1 protein-coding gene is annotated in these 1,571 nt (G+C 44.4%); it reads right to left on the bottom strand.

Translation table 11 applies throughout. The annotated features are described in order from the left end of the window. On the bottom strand, positions 1-1,571 hold a 1,571-nt coding region (locus KDK17_RS14100; protein ID WP_257288323.1), incomplete at both ends, for a hypothetical protein.

Consider the following 1,571-nt stretch of genomic DNA (forward strand, 5'->3'; position numbering starts at 1 on the left):
GTATTTATCATTCGATTCAGGGAACAGAACAAGGTTAATAACATTTAACATCAACGCCAAAACTGCTTCCCGGGAATAATCATTGTGCGTAACGGGATCGAGGAGAAATAATCTTTCAAATGGATTACCTGAATCCCGCTGATAATTTCCTTCTTTCAGGAAGGCGGTTCTGAACTCAAAATACAGATCTTTGAGATCTTTAATTTTGCGATCATAGAATTCCGGATTATTACAGACAAAATTTGTTGCATTGGTAATATTCTGAAATTCAATCCCAAACAGTCCACGAATAATTCCAGGTAGTTGCTGTGGATAAAAACTCTTGATTTCGTCAATATGTCGGATCAGAATTGTCCGACTTAAACCATCCAGCGGTGTTGAGCCGGAACGTAGATAATGACTTTTCCCCATCACCACCAGCCATTGTTGCAGACTGAACTCATTGTGCTGATTGACACACGACTGACGCAGGATTCGGGAAAGCTGGTGTGTGCTTTCAGATATCTGGTTACCCTTACCACTTTCGGGGCGGAAATGGGCATTGCCTAATATCGATGATGAAAACCGCTTACCTTCAAAAGAACATCCGCTGAAAATGCCCTTTTCAATAATGGCACTGTTTAACTGTTCTGTATTGAATTTACACGTATGAAATGAAATGGATTGAAACACTGTCCCCTTCATTGAACAGCCGCTGAAATCAATCCCTTTTAAATTATGCGCCCGTCCTTTCAGCTTAAAACCATCAAGGGAATCCAGCTTTCCCTTCAACAGTTGTGGGTTTTGCTCAAACAACAACTGTATGCCCTCTTCACCACAAACCTTGACGAGTTTTTTGATGCCTTTGTCAAACTGGCTGCCTTTACAGGTTATCTCATGGTAAAGGAGTGACCAGGATTTGCGAAAAAGCTGTTCCAGCGGACGCCCATCAGGCCAGTGGCTAAAGCGTTTCTTCAAAACAGACAACAATTGCCGCTGACTTTCGCTAGAGCTGATATCAAGCAGGCTCAACTCGTCAAACAAGGACAGAGGGTTGGAAAAACGAGTCTCCTGTGGACTATCTGGATTATTGTCCTGAATCAAATTGTGGTAGTCAGAGGTTGACTGCGCAATGATTTTCTCATTACGAGCGAAGGCCTCCAAACCAAGGGTCTCATCAAACTGGCATTGATTTTCATAAACTTCTGCATCCATACGACTGAGTGTTTCAGAAGTCAATTTCATACACGTGATCCCATTTTCATGAATCCGCTCTGAATAATCCGCCAACTCCCCGTCCTCGATGATTCGGGTAAATACATATCCGGTGTCGCATTTCATCCTGCGCACCGAAGCGTGGGGATGGATATGCCAAGTGGGTTCCATCCCGATCTGAGTACGTCGCTCAAAGGAGCTCAGGGTAGCGTCATTTTTCAGGCTATCGATCACAAATTGTTCTTCATTCCCTCGCTGATCTGCACAAAATTTTATATCGTGCGCGGGGCAGAACTTTCTGGCGGGGGTTGCCGAAATGCCGTGGGGCAAACCCGAGCGGTAATGCACCAGACGTCCTGCGCGAATACGACAATGGA

It is taken from the genome of Endozoicomonas sp. SESOKO2, from assembly GCF_024606245.1.
In the GTDB taxonomy this organism is placed as follows: domain Bacteria; phylum Pseudomonadota; class Gammaproteobacteria; order Pseudomonadales; family Endozoicomonadaceae; genus Endozoicomonas_A.